Source organism: Acidicapsa borealis (genome assembly GCF_059115245.1).
Genome location: NZ_JCACNY010000001.1, coordinates 4,201,574 through 4,217,355 on the forward strand (window position 1 = coordinate 4,201,574; position 15,782 = coordinate 4,217,355).

General features: G+C 58.9%; 18 protein-coding genes. 11 read left to right on the top strand and 7 right to left on the bottom strand.

Annotation, left to right across the window (positions count from 1 at the left end):
- Window positions 1-75: 75 nt before the first annotated feature.
- Entirely contained in the window at window positions 76-915 is an 840-nt protein-coding gene (locus AC5S27_RS17235; RefSeq protein ID WP_493935803.1) for an oxidoreductase, read from the top strand.
- Window positions 916-1,028: 113 nt separating this feature from the next.
- Entirely contained in the window at window positions 1,029-2,171 is a 1,143-nt protein-coding gene (locus AC5S27_RS17240; RefSeq protein ID WP_493935804.1) for an L-dopachrome tautomerase-related protein, read from the top strand.
- A gap of 454 nt (window positions 2,172-2,625) precedes the next feature.
- Here the strand turns inward: AC5S27_RS17240 and AC5S27_RS17245 are convergent, their stop codons facing one another.
- Entirely contained in the window at window positions 2,626-3,891 is a 1,266-nt protein-coding gene (locus AC5S27_RS17245; protein ID WP_493935805.1) for a Glu/Leu/Phe/Val family dehydrogenase, read from the bottom strand.
- Between the two features lie 467 nt (window positions 3,892-4,358).
- On the opposite strand from AC5S27_RS17245, the gene AC5S27_RS17250 reads away from it, so the two are divergent.
- Together AC5S27_RS17250 and AC5S27_RS17255 are read left to right on the top strand one after the other, a co-directional pair.
- Window positions 4,359-5,768 (top strand): phytoene desaturase family protein, encoded by a 1,410-nt coding sequence (locus AC5S27_RS17250; RefSeq protein WP_493935806.1) that lies wholly within the window; start codon window positions 4,359-4,361, stop codon window positions 5,766-5,768.
- Between the two features lie 16 nt (window positions 5,769-5,784).
- Window positions 5,785-6,213 (top strand): GNAT family N-acetyltransferase, encoded by a 429-nt coding sequence (locus AC5S27_RS17255; RefSeq protein WP_493935807.1) that lies wholly within the window; start codon window positions 5,785-5,787, stop codon window positions 6,211-6,213.
- A gap of 18 nt (window positions 6,214-6,231) precedes the next feature.
- Here the strand turns inward: AC5S27_RS17255 and AC5S27_RS17260 are convergent, their stop codons facing one another.
- The 4 genes from AC5S27_RS17260 to AC5S27_RS17275 form a co-directional block, all read right to left on the bottom strand.
- The gene (locus tag AC5S27_RS17260; RefSeq protein WP_493935808.1) at window positions 6,232-7,122 is read right to left on the bottom strand and encodes a Nif3-like dinuclear metal center hexameric protein; all 891 of its coding nucleotides are present in this window, start codon (window positions 7,120-7,122) and stop codon (window positions 6,232-6,234) included.
- Window positions 7,123-7,161: 39 nt separating this feature from the next.
- Window positions 7,162-8,103 carry a VTT domain-containing protein gene (locus AC5S27_RS17265; protein ID WP_493935809.1) on the bottom strand — a complete coding sequence of 314 codons (942 nt, stop codon included), beginning with the start codon at window positions 8,101-8,103 and terminating at the stop codon, window positions 7,162-7,164.
- 160 nt (window positions 8,104-8,263) lie between these two features.
- Window positions 8,264-8,692 (bottom strand): putative toxin-antitoxin system toxin component, PIN family, encoded by a 429-nt coding sequence (locus AC5S27_RS17270; RefSeq protein WP_493935810.1) that lies wholly within the window; start codon window positions 8,690-8,692, stop codon window positions 8,264-8,266.
- Window positions 8,689-8,958, bottom strand: coding sequence for a type II toxin-antitoxin system Phd/YefM family antitoxin (locus AC5S27_RS17275; RefSeq protein ID WP_493935811.1), 270 nt, complete (start codon window positions 8,956-8,958; stop codon window positions 8,689-8,691). The genes AC5S27_RS17270 and AC5S27_RS17275 overlap by 4 nt, the downstream gene beginning before the upstream one ends.
- Before the next feature lie 101 nt (window positions 8,959-9,059).
- On the opposite strand from AC5S27_RS17275, the gene trpE reads away from it, so the two are divergent.
- Window positions 9,060-10,616, top strand: a complete 1,557-nt coding sequence (gene trpE / locus AC5S27_RS17280; RefSeq protein WP_493935812.1) for an anthranilate synthase component I — start codon at window positions 9,060-9,062, stop codon at window positions 10,614-10,616.
- A gap of 111 nt (window positions 10,617-10,727) precedes the next feature.
- Here the strand turns inward: trpE and AC5S27_RS17285 are convergent, their stop codons facing one another.
- Both AC5S27_RS17285 and AC5S27_RS17290 read right to left on the bottom strand, forming a co-directional pair.
- Window positions 10,728-11,633 carry a hypothetical protein gene (locus AC5S27_RS17285; RefSeq protein WP_493935813.1) on the bottom strand — a complete coding sequence of 302 codons (906 nt, stop codon included), beginning with the start codon at window positions 11,631-11,633 and terminating at the stop codon, window positions 10,728-10,730.
- Between the two features lie 14 nt (window positions 11,634-11,647).
- Window positions 11,648-12,235 (bottom strand): anthranilate synthase component II, encoded by a 588-nt coding sequence (locus AC5S27_RS17290; protein WP_493935814.1) that lies wholly within the window; start codon window positions 12,233-12,235, stop codon window positions 11,648-11,650.
- A 154-nt stretch (window positions 12,236-12,389) separates the two neighbouring features.
- On the opposite strand from AC5S27_RS17290, the gene efp reads away from it, so the two are divergent.
- The 6 genes from efp to AC5S27_RS17320 all read left to right on the top strand — a co-directional run bounded on the left by efp (window position 12,390) and on the right by AC5S27_RS17320 (window position 15,780).
- Window positions 12,390-12,950, top strand: coding sequence for an elongation factor P (efp, locus tag AC5S27_RS17295; protein WP_493935815.1), 561 nt, complete (start codon window positions 12,390-12,392; stop codon window positions 12,948-12,950).
- A gap of 17 nt (window positions 12,951-12,967) precedes the next feature.
- Window positions 12,968-13,381 (top strand): HEPN domain-containing protein, encoded by a 414-nt coding sequence (locus AC5S27_RS17300; protein ID WP_493935816.1) that lies wholly within the window; start codon window positions 12,968-12,970, stop codon window positions 13,379-13,381.
- On the top strand, window positions 13,360-13,743 hold the full coding sequence (locus AC5S27_RS17305; RefSeq protein WP_493935817.1) for a hypothetical protein: 384 nt from the start codon (window positions 13,360-13,362) through the stop codon (window positions 13,741-13,743). The genes AC5S27_RS17300 and AC5S27_RS17305 overlap by 22 nt, the downstream gene beginning before the upstream one ends.
- Window positions 13,744-13,832: 89 nt before the next feature.
- Window positions 13,833-14,774 carry a 3-keto-disaccharide hydrolase gene (locus tag AC5S27_RS17310; protein ID WP_493935818.1) on the top strand — a complete coding sequence of 314 codons (942 nt, stop codon included), beginning with the start codon at window positions 13,833-13,835 and terminating at the stop codon, window positions 14,772-14,774.
- A gap of 38 nt (window positions 14,775-14,812) precedes the next feature.
- Window positions 14,813-15,094, top strand: a complete 282-nt coding sequence (locus AC5S27_RS17315) for an acylphosphatase (RefSeq protein WP_493935819.1) — start codon at window positions 14,813-14,815, stop codon at window positions 15,092-15,094.
- Window positions 15,095-15,240: 146 nt separating this feature from the next.
- Complete coding sequence (locus tag AC5S27_RS17320; protein ID WP_493935820.1) at window positions 15,241-15,780, top strand: adenine phosphoribosyltransferase; 540 nt, start codon at window positions 15,241-15,243, stop codon at window positions 15,778-15,780.
- Window positions 15,781-15,782 lie beyond the last annotated feature (2 nt).

Consider the following 15,782-nt stretch of genomic DNA (forward strand, 5'->3'; position numbering starts at 1 on the left):
TATTGACAATCTGCGTCTCGCTGTCAATATTAGACGAATAGACGTTTTTTGTCAGGAGTCAGCAGGAGGCAAGATTTGGATAAAGTCGTTCTCATCACGGGCGCGTCATCAGGTATCGGCGAGGAAACCGTCAGGCGCCTTATGACGGCGGGATACACGGTTTATGCAGGGGCGCGGCGACTTGACCGGATGAAATCCCTAACCGATGCCGGTGCGCATCTGTTGGCTTTGGATCTGACCGATGATGCCTCGATAGCCGCTGCGGTAAACACTGTCATGCAAGAAACGGGACGGATCGATGTGCTGATTAACAACGCGGGCTACGGTTCCTATGGAGCGCTTGAAGATGTGCCGCCGGAGGAAGCCCGCAGGCAATTTGAAGTCAACCTATTCGGCCTCGCCCGCCTAACCCAACTTGTACTGCCAGCGATGCGGGCGCAATGTTCCGGGAGGATCATCAATGTATCCTCCATCGGCGGGAAGTTCGGCGAACCCTATGGTGCCTGGTACCACGCTACCAAATTTGCGTTGGAGGGGCTGAGCGACTCTTTGCGGATGGAACTGTATCCGGTCGGTATTGATGTCATCGTTATCCAGCCGGGAGCGACCCATAGCGAATGGTCCCAGATAGCCCACGAGAGTCTCCTGAAGTATTCCAGTGACGGCCCCTATGGCAAGGGCGCCACCGCGCACGCGAACATGATGGAGGAAGGCCATAAGGGGTCAGTTCCTGCGCAGCCCAGTGTTGTCGCCAACACGATCGTTCAAGCGGTTCAGGCGAGCAAACCCAAGACCCGCTATGTGACGGGCGGGTTGGCACGGACAATGTTGTTCATGCGCCGCGTTCTTTCCGACCGCGGCTTCGACGCTTTCTTCCGGATGATTGGACGCCAAATGGCGAAATCTAAAGCGTGAATTCTGGTCATCAACAACATGCGGTGACGATGGTGCCAGCATTTGGACTGGTCTGATGAGCTTGTGGGTCAGCTCTATGTAGAAGAAGACGACTGCGTGGAAAGAGGATCGTCATGAAAAAATCGCTCACTCTAAAGATTCTGACAGTCGTGCTCTCGGCATTACTGATTTTTGTGGCTGTTGTTAAGGTCAAGTATGGCACTGGGAAAAAGTACCCCAATCTTGGAGCCAATCTACCAACAGAGCCTTTTGTCCTCGAAAAATTGATTCAACTGGACTACCCGCCGGGAAACCTCGCCGTTGCGGCGAATGGCGATGTCTATTTCAACTACCATCCGAACGCAAAAGCGGATCGCTTTTCGCCTGCAACGGTCTTTAAGTGGTCGAACGGCAAAGTAGAGCCTTTCCCCTCGCTTGAGGCCCAGAAAGACTTTCAAGGCACGTTTGGAATGACGATCGATAAGCAAAATCGAATCTGGTTTATTGAACCGGCGAGTCTTGACTTCAAGCATACGCATGTCTCGGCGTTCGATTTGGATACGAAAAAACGGGTAGAGTTCTTTGAATTCCCTGAAGGACAAGCGAAGTTTGCGGAAGACATCCGAGTCACGTCCGATGGCAAATACGTGGTCATGCCCAATCCTGGGCTCTTCACTTTCACCACTTCAAGTCTCGTCGTCTACTCCGTCCTGGAGCACACGTTTTATCCGATCAAGTCAGATCATCCGTGCATGAGGCCAGAAGACTGGATCATTCAAACGCCCTACGGGCCCGACCGATTGCTTGGGGGACTTCTGAATTTCTCCGTCGGGATTGACGGCATTGAGATCAGTGAAGATCAGAAGTGGCTCTACATCGCGTCGATGACCAACTCTCGGCTTTGTCGCGTGCCGATGTCCGTCGTCTTGAATCCGGCAACGACAACGAATTCTTTCAATCAGAGCCTTGAAGACATCGGGAGGAAGCCGCTCAGTGATGGCATCACGATCGACCAGGATGGACGGGTCCTCATGACCGACGTCGAACACGGATCCATCATGGCATTCAATCTAGCCACAAATCAGTTATCAAAGCTCGGAGGGTCGAGAGATATTGTTTGGCCGGATGGAATCGTCGTCGGAGCCAACGGCGATGTTTACTTTACCGATAGCTCAATCCCATCTTACCTCGATCAGTTCGTGAGGCCCCCGACCAAAGCAAAGCTTGTCGAACACCGACCTTACTTTATCTATCGCTTGAAAAAGTCGAGGAACTGAGCTGGCCCCGGAAATATGGCCCCGGACATTTCGACCGGTTGGAGCGGAATTCTCTCCGAATCTAAGCGAGGGAGCGGAGGATCGAGCATGAGTGTGATCTGACCTCAGAGGTACGTCCTGTGAAATGCGCTTATCGTCGGATAAGCGTGACTTCGTTTCTCTCGCATCGGCAGTTCAGAGCATTGGAAATGACAAGCGGTGAAAAGCACGGAAAGCCAGAAACCAACGTCCCGCACTCCTCACCGCTGTCCGAAATCCTTGTGGGAATGACAACAGGAAAGGCAAAGGAAGAAGCAGATTCCCTGCGGGAATGACAAACAAGAAAAATCAAGGGCAACGGCGAGAGGTTTGGATGGGTCGGGCCGTTGGCCCTCGGTCTTTAAGGGGTACGCACGCCTGGGGCGATGCCCCAGGCTGGTATTGCGTCGCGCCTTTGGCGCCAGGCTGGGAGTGCCTAGGCGTAGATGCCGCGCTGCTTGATGGTGAAGGCTACGCGGTCGATGGCCAGCATGTAGGCTGCGATGCGGTTGTTGACGTTGTGAGCTTCCGAGTAGCGGACCACGTCGTCGAAGCTCTCTTTGAGGATGCTTTCGAGCTGTTCGATGACGATGGCTTCCTTCCAGAAGTAGCCCTGGCGGTCCTGCACCCATTCGAAGTAGCTGGCGGTGACGCCGCCTGAGTTGGCGAGGATGTCCGGCACGACGAAGATACGCTTGTCGGCGAGGATTTCGTCGGCTACTGCCGTGGTCGGACCATTGGCGCCTTCGACGAGGATCTTGCACTGAAGTCGATCGGCGTTGCGGCTGGTGATCTGGTTTTCCGTTGCGGCGGGGATGAGGATGTCGCACTCGGTGGTCATTACTTCTTCGCTCGGCATGGCCTCGGCGTTACGGAAGCCGAGCGTGGTGCCGTTGCGTTCCTTGTAGGCGAGAAGCTGGTTGATGTCGATGCCGTTGGGGTTGTAGAGGCCGCCATCGTACTCGGCGATGCCGACAATCTTGTAGCCGTTCTCAGCCATCAGGCGAGCGGTATTGGAGCCGACGTTGCCGAAGCCCTGAATGATGACGCGGCAGCCTTCCCTGGGGAGCTTGAGGTAACGCAGGCTTTCGTCGCACATCACCATCACGCCGCGGCCGGTGGCTTCGCGGCGTCCGCGGGAACCGCCGATATTGAGCGGCTTGCCGGTGACGACGCTGGTGACGGTCTGGCGCATGTGCATGGAGTAGGTGTCCATGATCCAGGCCATGGTCTGCTCGTTGGTGTTGACGTCAGGCGCGGGAACATCCTTTTCCGGTCCGATGAATTCGATGATCTCCGAGGTGTAGCGGCGGGTCATGCGTTCGAGCTCGCCCTGGGACATGGTCTTGGGGTCGCAGATCACGCCGCCCTTAGCTCCGCCGAAGGGGATGTTGACGACGGCGCACTTCCAGGTCATCCAGGAGGCGAGGGCGCGGACTTCGTCGAGGGTTACGTCGGGTGCGTAGCGGATGCCGCCTTTGCCGGGGCCGCGAGCGATGGAGTGCTGGACGCGGTAGCCGGTGAAGAGTTCGATTCGGCCGTCGTCCATGACTACGGGAAAGTGCACGATGATCTCGCGCGAGGGGGAGCTGAGGACTTTCCAGAGGCCGGGGTCGAGGTTCAGCTTGCGAGCTGCAAAATCAAAACGAGCAGACTGGGCTTCCCAGGGGTTAATTTCCTGCTCGAGGGTTATGGTTGCCATTGCAATTCATCTCCAGGTTCCGTGCGCCGAGGGCTGAGTTCGGTGGCCTCGTGGCGCGCTGCGTGCTTCCGCAGTGTGTAGCTGTACGAGACTGCCCAGTTCGGGGCTATATTTCGCATACGCTACTGTCCATTGGACGCGGTAGTACGGTCGTGCGGTTCGGTAAATTCTTCGTGCGGTGGACTTTACGGCTACTCCGCACATGGCCAGACTGGGAACCGGCTACTCCAGCTCTGGTTCTGATCAAACTCGACGAGTCTAGGTTCCGCCTTAGTCGCACGTCAACCCCACTAAGGTCGAACTTACATGCATCTTCAGTAACGGAACCAACGACTACAACATTCCCTATTATCCGGGAGGCGGTGTAAAGGTTCTGTCCTGTTTTCTATAAATTAACCGGATACATGCCGGGAAATTCGGTACGGGCCGGGCCGTGTTACGTTCAACTTGAGGCCTGCGTTTTCCTTATGCCCAAGGCAGCGATCATCGGCAGCGGACCGAACGGCCTGAGCGCCGCGATTACGCTGGCCCGCGCCGGGATCGAGACGCATGTTTTTGAGGGCCGGGCGACGGTGGGCGGGGCTGCTTCTACGGGCGAAGTGACGCTGCCGGGATTTCACCACGATTTGGGGTCTTCCATCTACCCGATGGGCGCTGCCAGTCCGTTCTTCCGGTCGCTGCCGCTGGCGGATTTTGGTCTGACGTGGATTGAGCCGGAGGCGCCGCTGGCGCATCCGCTGGACGACGGCACTGCTGTGATGCAGGAGCATGACATTGCCGCCACTGCTGCTGGATTGGGCGCGGACGGGAAAGCATACCGGCGATTGATGCAGCCCCTGGCGGATCAATTCGAGCAGCTCTGCGGGGAGATTCTAGGACCGGTGATTCATCTGCCTTCGCACCCGATTTTGATGGCGCGGTTTGGCGTGTTTGCGGCGATGCCGGCGACGGCGCTGACGAAGATGCTGTTCCGCGGCGGGCGGGCGCGGGCACTCTTCGCCGGGAATGCGGCGCACTCGGTGCTGCCGCTTGAGAGCCCGTTCAGCGCGGCGGTTGGGCTGGTGCTGGGCGCGGCTGGACATGCCGCGGGGTGGCCGATTGCCGGGGGAGGGGCGCAGTCGATTTCGAATGCTCTCGCGGGATATCTGCGGAGCCTGGGCGGGGAGATTTCTACGGGCAGAACGGTTGCGTCACTGGCGGAGTTACAGGGGTATGATGCGGTTCTCTGCGATGTTTCGCCGCGGCAACTGCTGAAGCTGGCGGGAGACGAGCTGCCGGCAGGCTACCGCGACAGCCTGCAGGGGTTTCGCTACGGACCTGGGGCGTTCAAGATCGACTGGGCGCTTTCGCAGCCCATCCCGTGGAAGGCGCAGGAATGCCTGCGCGCTGCCACGGTCCATGTCTGCGGCTCTGCGGAGGAGGTGGCGGCCTCCGAGCGGGCGCCTTGGGAAGGCCGTGTTGAACAGAAGCCATTTGTTCTGGTGGCGCAGCCGAGCTTGTTTGACCCCACCCGCGCGCCTGCCGGAAAACATACTGCCTGGGGCTACTGTCATGTTCCGAACGGCTATACGGGCGATGCGCAGGAGGCTATCGAGGGCCAGATGGAACGGTTTGCGCCGGGGTTCCGGGATTGCATTCTTGCCCGCAAAGTTTGGTCTACGGCAGAGTTTGAAGGCTGGGATCCGAATCTGATCGGAGGCGATCTTTCCGGCGGCTCCATGAAGATTGACCAGCTCGTTTTCCGTCCTACGGCTTCGCAATACCGCACTCCGAAAAAGGGTCTATACCTTTGCAGCGCCAGCACTCCGCCCGGGGGCGGCGTCCACGGCATGTGCGGCCATCATGCAGCGCTTGCCGCTATCAAAGATCTGAAGTAGGAGCTGAGGTAGCCCGATGCCGCCCGTCATCACGCTCACCGACAATCCCGACTCGCACGCACTCAATGCGATTACGCGGCTGATTACTCAGTTCAACGAGATCGCCTCGGGGCGTCCCAACGACTTCCGTCCATTGGCCATCCTGGTCTCAGAACCGGAGACTGGCGAGACCGTTGGAGGGCTTTGGGGCTGGACCTCTTTCGACTACCTGCACATTGATTTGCTCTACCTGCCCGGGTCTGAACGCGGCTCCGGATTGGGAACGCAGCTTATGCGGCAGGCCGAGGAGGAAGCGGTGCGCCGGGGGTGCGTTGGAGTCTGGCTGGACACATTCAGCTTTCAGGCTCGCGGCTTCTACGAGCGGCTCGGCTATTCGGTCTTCGGCACCATTGACGACTATCCGCCTGGTCAAAGCCGGTTTTTTCTTAAGAAGTCGCTCGCGTAACCTCGCAATTCAAGCAGCCTATTTCAGGGGCCAGTAGGGCTCGCCAGCGGGAATGAACTTCACTTTCATGCCGGGGAAAACTGTGCGCAGCCAGGTGGCGCAGTTGTCCATTCCGGCCTCTTCGGAGGTGTTGTGGCCGAGGAGGATCAGAGCCTTGTGGCGGCCCTGAAGCTGGGCGTCGCGGACATAGAGGATTGTCTCCCACTCCGGCGCTTCGCCTACCAGCAGCACCTCAACGTCGTCGCGTTCCAGCATCTTCACATGCTCAGCTTCGCCGGAAGCCCCAGGCGCATACCCTACCTGCGTGATCTTCATTCCAGCGTCGCCGACAATCCGGATCGCCTTCGCGTGCAGACGTCGCCTTAGATCCTTAGCCAGCGCCTCAACGGTCGTCTGTGGCACCGTGTAGAAGAAGCCTTTGTCGCCAATCGGGCCTGCTTTTTCAAATTTTGCCAAACCGGCCTGCGCGGCAAACCCCTCTGCGATGCCGTCGGGATTGCGCATATGCCAGGTATCGTGAAAACGCCAGATCACCAGTTGATGCTCCTGGATGTAGGCCAGCTTCTCCTTGTAGACGGGATCGTTGGTGAAGAGTGTTGTCTGGTCGAGGTGATTGTAGAAGGTGGGCTCGTGGGTCACGATCAGGTTGTCGCCGTCGGCAACGGCCTTGCGCAGGACTTCCATGGTCGGCGAAAAGGTCGTCGCAATCCCCGTTACGACCGTCGCCGGATCGCCTGCCTTGATCGTGTCAACGGTATTCGGCGGGAGCGTTGCACCGGTCGCCTTCACAATGCGATCGATCGCTTCTCGCGCAGTCAGCGGCGACGGAGAGCTTTGCGCATATGCAGCAAGCGTAAAAGCAGTCAAAACGAGGAGAGAGGCAAGGAGTCGAGTGCTGAAATTCGGCATGGTTCAGGGTAGCAAAGAGCAGTCCCGGCCAGTTTGCGATCAGTCAAAACGCGGCAGATGCTGCACGTCGCTCTCGGGAACCAGTTCGATCTCGCCTCCCGCGCGCACCCAGGCCTTCATCCCACCTTCGATAACCTTGGCGTTGCAGTTGGCCAGTTGCAGCTCATGCGCCACGCGCACGCTGGTGGTGTCGCGGATGCAGCTACAGTAGAGATAAATTTCGCACTCCGGCGCCATGAACTCGCGCAGAGCCTTGATTTCATGCTGCAGGCGGTTCGGCTCCACGCGGATCGAGTTCTTGATCCGGTGCATGCCGGGATCGTAGTAGTTGTGACTGCGCACATCGGCGATCACAACTACCTGGTCTCCGGTCAGGCCGTCAATTCGCTCCCGCAGTCCTTCGGCGGAGATCTTTTCAATCTTCCGGAATCGCCGCGAACGCCAGATCACAAACAGCACGACCAGTCCATAGCAGGCGCCGGCAAGCAACACGACCGCCAGCAGCGCATTTCCGGCGCGCGCCATCCACTCGGAAATGTTGCGAATGAAGCGGTAAAAGACATAGCCGACGGTAAGCCATGCTCCGCAATAAAGCACCTCACCCACCGCCATCAGGCGCAGAAATCTGCTGAAGCGCATGTTCAGGCTGCCAGCGAGGGGAGCAGCCACGGTTCCGAGGCCAGGAATGAACTTGGCAATCAGCAGCGTCTGCGGCCCCTTGCGGTAGAACGAGTCTGCGGAGTTGAAGATGCACTGCTCGGGATTCAGCGAAAGCCGGCACATCCCGGCCAGGAGCCACCAGCCGGTGTACCTGCCGCCGAGGTAGAGCAGGATGTCGCCAGCCAGCGATGTGCTCCAGGCAATGGCGAAAACCAGGGCCGGCTGTAACCCTTGATGTGCTGCAGCACCCGCTGCAAGCAACGCAATCGCTACCGGCAGGGGCAGACCAACGGCGGCAAGAAACATGACCACAGCGGTCATCAGGTATCCATGCTGTGTGACCACCCCGACTACATCCATGCCCCGCCTTTGAACATCGATCCAGCTACAAGGCTCTCACGGAACCAGCGCCCTTTGCTGGTTGGATGCAGATATCCATCGTACGCCCGTGTGCATTCCGCGAAAGTTCGTCGTAATCCAACTAACACTCCGCAACGAAATCAGCCGGTCTGAGGATCGAAATGCCGTTCCATGGATGAAGGACCAGAAGATCATCGTCACTGCTTACGATCACATCCGCTTCCGCGACCAACGCCAGTGCCAGAAACTGCGAATCTGCGGAGTCGCGGCACGGCGGCTCGATCACGATTCCATCGGCGATTGGCACCTCGATCAGATCGACGTTCCGGCGAATCAGGGCAACGAACTCGAGACGGGATTTCAGGTCCTTGTACGGATCGAACTTCTTCCTCGCCAGAACGCGCTCGAGTTCAGCCAATGTCTCAGCGCTCGCACAAAGGTGACAGGCAGCAAACGCTTGCATCAATGCTCGATAGGGCACAGAGCCGGCGCGAAGTGCAGCACTGACGAGTGTGCTGGTGTCGAAAACAACACGACGAATTTGGGTCACCGCGTCTCATGCACCAGACGGACGACATCTTCGTCGGTCAATTCGGCCGCTGCCGGCTTCGCCCGCGTACGCACACTCCACTCTTCCAGATCAGCGACTGCCCTGCTCCGTTTGCGTCGCGCATCCAGTAACTCCTGCATATCGGCGGGGGATACCAGGAAAGCTGCCGGGCGACCGTGACGGGTAATCGCAACGGGTTCGCGCTGAGCAGTATCGAGCATTTGGCCAAACCCGTTTTGCGCTTCCACTGAGGTCTTGGTGATCATTGCTTTCCTCCGTACCATAGACAATATCTATATCATAGCTACTTTTGGGGCGTGGTTCAGCAATCCAAATCAAACCGCAGCCATTTACACTGAGGACTGCCATGGCACGCACAAATCCCGTCCAATCCGGACTTCAGCCCAGCCGTAAAGAGTTTCTGTCGCTCGCGAAAACGCACACCCTCGTCCCTGTCTTCCGCACCCTGACCGCGGATCTTGAGACGCCGGTTTCCGCCTTTCTGCGCGCCGCCTGGGAAGAGCCGGAATGCTTCCTGTTGGAGAGTGTCGAGAACGGCGAACAGGTTGGCCGCTACACGTTCATCGGCGTGAACCCGTACAAGCGAATCGTCTCGCGTGGCCGCGCTATCACCATTACCGAAGGCAAGAAGAGTGTCCAGATCGAAGGCGATGTCTTCGCCGTTCTCCGCGATGCGTTGGGCGGCCACACGCCGGCGCGCGTTCCCGGTCTGCCGCCCTTCACCGCCGGAGCCGTCGGCTTTCTCAGCTACGACGTTGTCCGACAGATCGAAAAGCTGCCCGAAACCGCGAAGGATGAGCTGCATGTACCCGACGCCTGCCTGCTCTTCTACGACGAAGTCCTGGCCTTTGACCATGTCCGCAAGGAAATTCACCTCGTAGTCACCTCCGATGTCACGCTGCAGTCGCCATCAGCCGCCTACGACGATGCCGTCAAGCGGCTGGCGCGCTTTGAAAAGCGCCTCACCCGGCCATTGCCGAAGCTGCCCAAGCCGAAGCTTAGCGGAAAGCTGAAGGTGACGCACCGCACCCGCAAAAAGGACTATCTAGCGGCGGTTGAGAAGATCCGCGAGTACATCCGCGCCGGCGATGTTTTCCAGACGGTCCTCTCGCAGCGCCTCGATGTAGAACCAGGCGTAGACCCCTTTGCCGTGTACCGCGCTCTGCGCATCGTGAACCCTTCGCCCTATATGTACTTCCTGCGCGTCACGCCGGAACCATCCGCAAAGTCCGCGTCAAAGAAGGCCGCGAAGAAACCTGCAGGCACTCTCGAAGTCGCAGGATCATCGCCCGAGATGCTGGTCCGCGTCACCCGCACGGCGGATGGCGACAAGGTCGAGTACCGCCCCATTGCCGGGACGCGCAAACGTAGCTCCGATGAGGCCAAGGACCACGCCCTCGAAGCGGAAATGCTGGCCGACGAGAAAGAACGTTCTGAGCACGTGATGCTGGTGGATCTGGGCCGCAACGACGTCGGGCGGGTCAGCCAGTACGGGACCGTCAGCGTTGACAAGCTGATGTTCGTCGAACGTTACAGCCACGTCATGCACCTGGTCAGCGCCGTCTCTGGCAAGCTGCGCAAGGATCTTACCGCTGTGGACGCCCTTCGCGCCTGCTTCCCTGCTGGCACGCTTTCCGGAGCGCCAAAAGTTCGCGCGATGGAGATCATTGAAGAGCTCGAACCTGCCCGGCGCGGCATTTACGGCGGCGTGGTGCTCTACGCCGACTTCTCCGGCAATCTCGACTCCTGCATCACCATCCGCTCCATGGTCGCGCAGAACGGTCAGGGACACATCCAGGTCGGCGCAGGTATCGTGGCAGACTCCGTGCCCGAAGCTGAGTATCAGGAGTGCCTGAATAAGGCGCAGGCTGTCCTGCGAGCCATTGAGCGGGCTCGGGGATAAGTTCCGGGGAACAGGGATTAGGGAACAGGGATTGGAAGACAGGGATCAGCGGTCAGCAAGAGCTCTGCTGCGATGGCCGATTTGTCCGGAAGCACGTTTTGGTTGGTGGCTCTAGCCGCCGAATATATTGCGGAAGAATCGGCCAATCTTGCCGAAAAATCCCGGCTTGGGCGCTGCTTTCGGCTCGGGCTTCGGGGCTGGCTGTGCTGCGACAGGTGCAGTCGGCGCTGGCGGCGGAACCGGGGGCTGACCGCCTGCTGAAATCGCCGCAGGCTTGGTTCCGTCATAGGCGAACTGGGTCGAAACCTGCCCAGCCTCCTTGCCAACCGGCTCAACATTCGACGGCTGCACCAGCGGAGCCAGGCCTGCGCTCTGCGCCACCGGAAAGGGATCGCCATTGATGGGCTTTGGCTCGTCGACCGGGCAGCCGCAGGACTCCTTTTCGTTGTCCACAACCTCGCGCAGGCTGCCGTGCTGGAACATCACTCGCTGATTCGGCTGAACGCGGTACACCCCACCCTCGAAGACGCTGCTCACGGTCACATAGGGCGCATTGGCGCCCCGGTTGTCTACGCAGGTATCGCCCTTCGCTCCCAGCCTGACCTGCACCGCCGCCGTCCCCGGTCCGCTGATCAGGATGCGAAAGTCCGGCGTCATGATCACATCAGAGTTGTGACCCGTGGCGAAACTGGCCTCCAGAGCGCCCTGCCCCAGCGCCATCATCAGGCCCGGCTGTTCGCCCGTGCCCGCTGGAACGGAAGAGTCCGCCGTGAGGCTCACCTTGGTCGTCGCGCACAGGCGCAGATTGCCCCGATGCGGCAGCGTCACCGTAATGGGCTTTTCGTTTGCAGCTACCGTCCCGCTGGTAGCAATGATCGCCTTGCCCTCCGCCACGTCCATGGCTCCGGTGAGCTTGGCGCCTTCCACTGGGACGATCGCGATCGGTGTGCTTTGCCCGGAAGCCGCACGAGCGCCCGCAAGCAGCAGAACTCCCGCACAGGCTCGAAGGGCATGCATTGTCACTCCATCTCCTACATGTTCAGGAAGTTGCGGATCATCTGCTTGCCGCCTTCGGTCAGCACGCTCTCAGGATGAAACTGCACACCCTCGACCGGCAGCGACCGGTGGCGCAGGCCCATGATGATGGATTCTCCATCATGTCCATCGGAACGTGCGGTGATTTCCAGATCGGCTGGCAGGTCTTCTTCAGCCACGATCAGCGAGTGGTACCGGGTGCACACGAGTGGTGTGGGCAGGCCGCTGAAAACGCCCTTGCCATCATGCTCCACCGGGCTGGTCTTGCCGTGCATCAGCTCAGCCGCACGCACCACCCGGCCGCCAAAAGCCTCGCCAATTGCCTGATGCCCCAGGCAGACGCCCAGGATGGGCGCCTTCCCTGCCATGCGCTGGATCAGCGGCACTAGAATCCCGGCATCCTGCGGCGTACACGGCCCCGGAGACAGCAGAATCCGCTCGGGTTTGAGCGCCTCAACCTCGTCCACAGTCAGCTCATCGTTGCGGCGTACAACAATCTCGATGCCGCTCTCCGCACCCAGCTCGCCCAGGTATTGGACAAGGTTGTAAGTAAACGAATCGTAGTTGTCGAGCACAAAAACCATACAAACCCAAGTGTACAGCGGCGGACACGTCGAGGTACCCGGCGTCTATCCCATGCTCCGCTGGGCTACAATATGGGTTGGGCAAATACCCAACCAATTCAGCAATCTGGCCAGCTCTGTCGCTGGCAGCCAGCACGGCAAGGAGCTTCACTTTATGGCGATTCCCGCCACGCAAATGCGTCCCGGCATGATCATCAAGCACAACGAGCAGCTTCACCTCGTTTTCCACGTAGAACACCGCACGCCGGGCAATCTTCGCGCCTTCATCCAGGCCAAGCTGCGCAACATCCGGACCAACGCCATGTTTGAGCACCGTTTTCGCTCGGGCGATGCTATTGAGCGCGTGATCGTGGACGAAGTGGACATGGAGTTCCTCTACGCGGACGGCGATGACTACTACTTCATGAACCCCAAGGACTACGAGCAGACGGTCCTGAAGGCCTCCACCCTGGGCGATGCTGTTGAGTACCTGACGCCGAACCTGCAGATCTCGGTCAGCTACTTTGATGGCAAGGCCGTCGGCATTGACCTGCCCGGTACCGTGGAACTCACGGTTGTCGAGACCGAGCCGGGCATCAAGTCGGCTACCGCATCCAGCGTGACCAAGCCGGCCAAGCTGGAGACGGGCCTGGTTGTGCAGGTTCCGCCGTTCATCAACGAAGGCGAGAAGATTCGCGTGGACACCAGCGAAGGCACATACCTGAGCAGAGCGTAAGATGGTCCTAACTAACCATGAACCGCCAGCAACTGCAGCTGCTCTCAGAAGTTCGACTCAAAGAAGCCCGCTCCCTCCTGGACGCGGGCTTCTCCGATGGTGCCTACTACTTGGCTGGCTATGCAGTTGAGTGCGCGCTGAAGGCGTGCATCGCGAAGCGGACCAAAGAACACGATTTTCCAGATAAGAGATTGGTGAACGAAAGCCATACCCATAGTTTGATCGAGTTGCTCAGGCTATCAGAACTGACGCCGAGGCTAGAGGATGCCGCTCAAGCGGACAGTTCCATCAAGAACCGATGGACAATTGTGCGAGGATGGTCAGAAGGTAGCAGGTACGAGCGGATGGACAGCCGCGCAGCGGAAGACCTGATAAGCGCAATCGAGGATGATGCAGGAGGAGTTCTTCCATGGATAAAACTGCACTGGTAAGTTTCGACATCGACAGCGGACAGCGTGTGATTGAGGCGCTTGAGAGCGACGGAATTGTTCCGGACGTGGCACTCTGGGCCGTTTTGCCGCAGTATGAGGACTGGCGTCTAATCATTGCCTCAAGGCAGCTGAACCAGAAACCTCTGCTTGAAAGCTACGGGGTTATCAACGCATCGATGCGTAAGGCCAACTTTACGCTGTTGACTGAGCCCACCGTCTACTTCTGCCGGATGGATGAGCCGCTCATCAAGGGGTTGAGAGAGGCTTTCGCTTCTGCCAACGACACATACGGAATGCGTCTTGGCGGTCAGAAGTTCGGAAACCAATACATCGAAGAGGCTTTCGTCTACCGCATTCGCTGAAACATTCGATTTTCATTGCCGGAACAAGTTAAGATTCGAACTCTTACTGATTGGCGAGATACATATTCTTAGCTAATGTCGGAGGGTGCATGAATCATAGGACAGGAAACATCGGCCACTGGACAGCTCAAAATGCAGTTACATCTGTGGCTCGCTGGAGTCTCTGCATTCTCGTATTGAGCAGCCTCAGTCTTACTGCAGCAGGGCAATTATCCGCTCCGGCCATGATTTCGTCTCAAACAACTGCGCAATCCAAACCCGACGCAATTCCTCCCACCAAGCAGTTGCCCACACCGAAAGGCAAAGACCGCGGCGGCTTCCATGAGCCTGATCCTATCGATTGGCAGGACCACGATGGCTACCAGCAGATCTTCGACGGCGTCAGCCTGAAGAACTGGGACGGCGACCCGTCCGTCTGGCGGGTCGAAGACGGCGCTATCGTTGGGGAATCCACGAAAGAAAAGCCGATCGGGAACAGCTACATCTCGTTCCACGGCTTTGAGGCGAAGGACTTCGACCTGAAGCTCGAAATCAAGGTGGTCAACGGCGGCGGCAGCGGCATCCAGTACCGCAGCCAGACCGGCCTTCCCTGGCGCCGGCAGCATCCGGAAGACGCCAAGCCTAACCTCGACTGGATGATGACCGGCCCGCAAGCTGACTTCTGGTCGCCCGCCTTCCCTATCGCATCCGAATGGACGGGTCAGTTCTACTCCGAGAACACTCCACTTGGCATCCTTGCGTGGCGCGGGCAGGTGGTTGATTCCGCTCCCGGCAAAAACCCGCAGCTGGTCGGCAACATCGGCGACCGCACCGCGCTCGGCGGATACACCAAGGTCAACGACTGGAACGAATACCTGATCATGGCCCGCGGCGGCACCTTCATCCACGTGCTCAACGGCCAGCTCATGGCTGTCTACGTGGACGACGACCCGGCCTCCTCCAACAACAAATCCGGCAAGATCGGCATCGAGATCGAAGGCACTCCATGCAAAGTTCTGGTCCGCAACATATGGATCAAGAAGCTCAAGTAGCGCCCCGTAAAATAAGGTCTGAACGGAGCGTAAACCGCATGGTGCTGCATTTTCTGGTTCAGGGACGAGTTCAGGGTGTAGGCTTTCGCTGGTTTGTCCATCGTGAGGCAAGCGAACTGGAGCTGAAAGGCTGGGTCCGCAACACCGAGGACGGCGACGTGGAGATCGTCGTCGCAGGCGTCGAGGAGAGCCTCATTGAACTTCGTTCTTCCCTCAAAAAGGGCCCGCGCGGCAGCCGCGTTGACCGCCTGATTGAGCATCCTTTGGTCGAGAGCGAAGGTGAAGGCCTCAGCGCGTTCAAAATCGAAGGTGCCTGGTAGCCCCTGGCAATCCCCGCCAACTTATAATCGAGAGAGCGTCTTAGAGCGTCGGGCCGTTACCCGGGGCAATCCCGGGCAGAATCAGGATCGTGCAGCCGGGCGTCTTATCAGAAATCATCTATCCACATTCAGGAGCAGCATCCATCATGCCGGAACCGATCAATACCGCCGCGCTGAAAGCCCTCGTCCGCACTGTGCCGGACTTCCCCAAGCCCGGCATCCTTTTCTACGACATCACCACAGTGCTCAAAGACCGTACCGGGTTTGCCATGCTCATCGACGCGATGGCCGCGCACTATCTGGAGCGCAAGATCGACCTCGTTCTCGGCATCGAGGCCCGCGGCTTCATCTTTGGACCCGCTCTTGCCTACCGTCTCAACGCCGGTTTTGTCCCGGTGCGCAAACCGCGCAAGCTCCCCGCGCCCGTTGCCCGGGTGACCTACGATCTCGAATACGGCTCGGACTCGCTCGAAATCCACCTCGACGCCATCCAGCCAGGGCAGCGCGTCCTGCTTGTCGACGACCTGCTCGCCACCGGAGGCACCATGGAAGCCACGCTCAAGCTCGTCAAGCAGCTCGGCGGCGAGGTTGTCGGCCTGGCCTTCGCCATTGAACTCGACTTCCTTCGCGGCCGCGAACGCTTCCCGGAACAGGATGTCTTCAGCCTGCTGCACTACGACGAGTAGGG